At 72.7% G+C, this 1,555-nt stretch carries 2 protein-coding genes; both read left to right on the plus strand.

The window, feature by feature from the left end; genetic code table 11:
- On the plus strand, window positions 1–685 hold a 685-nt coding region (locus tag D7W82_RS39570; protein ID WP_370451152.1), incomplete at its 5' end, for a DUF4336 domain-containing protein.
- Window positions 686–801: 116 nt separating this feature from the next.
- The gene (locus D7W82_RS39575) at window positions 802–1,431 is read left to right on the plus strand and encodes an MXAN_6652 family MXYO-CTERM-anchored protein (RefSeq protein ID WP_120623172.1); all 630 of its coding nucleotides are present in this window, start codon (window positions 802–804) and stop codon (window positions 1,429–1,431) included.
- Window positions 1,432–1,555: the final 124 nt, after the last annotated feature.

The raw sequence follows: 1,555 nt of genomic DNA on the forward strand, positions 1-1,555 counted from the left end.
CCCTGACACCGCGCCCCGCCAGCTCACCGCCGACGTCCACGTGTTCGACGCCCCCTTCTCCCTCTTCGGCGTCCCCGTGGGAGGCCGGATGACGGTCCTCCGCCTGCCGGACGGCGGGCTGTGGGTGCACTCGCCTGTCGCCTTCACCCCGGAGCGGAGAGCCGCCGTGGCGGCCCTGGGGCCCGTGCGCTTCCTCGTGGCCCCCAACCTCTTCCACCACCTGCACCTGCCGGACTGGGCCGCGGCCTTCCCCGACGCCCGCGTGGTGGCGCCCAAGGGGCTGCGCGCGAAGAGGCCGGCGCTGCGAATCGACCTGGAGCTGGAGGACCTGCCGGACCCCGCCTGGGCCCCCGTGCTGGACCAGATGCACGTGCGCGGCATGCCCCAGCTCAACGAGTTCCTCTTCTTCCACCGCCCGTCCCGCACCGCCATCGTCACCGACCTGGCCTTCCACTACGCGCACTCGGAGGGCTGGAAGCTGCGCGCGTACCTGTGGCTGGACGGAGTCCTGGGCAGGTTCGCCGCCCCGCGCTTCCTGCGCCTGTTCACCCAGGACCCGGAGGCCGTGCGCGCCTCACTCCAGCGTGCGCTGGAGTGGGACGTGGAGCGCGTCGTCGTCTGCCACGGCCAGGTGCTGGAGCACGGCGGCCAGAAGGCCCTCCACGACGCCTTCTCCCGGCTGTAGGTCGCGGTACGTCCTGCCTCCGCGTCCCAGGGGAGTGTCGCCTGCTGCACTCCACGCCGCGCCGCGCTACAAGGGAACCTCCTCTTTCCTGAGTTCCCCCCCAGGAGGTTCATTCCATGCGGTCCATTCTTTCGTCCGTGGGCGCGGTCGCGGTGTGCCTTGTCGCGGGCTCCGCGTTCGCCAACTCCACTGGCATCAACGGGCGCAGCGGCAAGCAGAGCGTGTCCTGCACCGCGTCCGGCTGCCACGGCGGCGGTTCGAGCGCCCCCACGGTGACGCTGGAAGGGCCCACGGCGCTGACGGCGGGCCAGACGGGCCAGTACTCGCTGATCATCAGCGGCGGTCCTGGCGCGAAGGCCGGCATGAACGTGGCCGTGGATGGCGCGACGCTGACCGCGGGCTCGGGCACGAAGGTGGTGAGCGGCGAGCTGACGCACTCGCTGCCCCAGGCCTTCTCCAACGGCTCGGCGCGCTTCGACTTCTCCCTGGTGGCCCCGGCCACCAACGGCACCTACAAGGTGTACGCCGCCGGCAACTCCGTGAACGGCGACAAAGCCGCCACGGGGGACTCGCACGCCAACGCCACGCTGGACGTCGTCGTCACCGGCGGCAGCGACCCCGTCACGCCGGATGACACGAAGGACGAGGGCGGCTGCTCCGCGGCCACCAGCGGCGCTCCGGCGGTGCTCATCGCCGTGTTCGCGGCGCTGGCCGCGCGCCGCCGCCGTCAGTCCCGCCAGGGCTGAGACCGGGCTTCACGCCTGCCTGCCCCCCAGTCAGGCCCCTGGGGGCGGGACGACAGCGCGAGGGCGGGCGGCCTACCATCGCCCCCCCTGATGCGAACGAGCCCCCTCCTCACCGCCCTGTTCG

The organism is Corallococcus sp. CA049B, assembly GCF_003611685.1.
Classification (GTDB): Bacteria; Myxococcota; Myxococcia; order Myxococcales; family Myxococcaceae; genus Corallococcus; species Corallococcus coralloides.

Bases quoted from the DNA above. Each gene is read 5' to 3' on its own strand.
- D7W82_RS39575 (WP_120623172.1), top strand. From the start codon at position 802: ATGCGGTCCATTCTTTCGTCCGTGGGCGCGGTCGCGGTGTGCCTTGTC.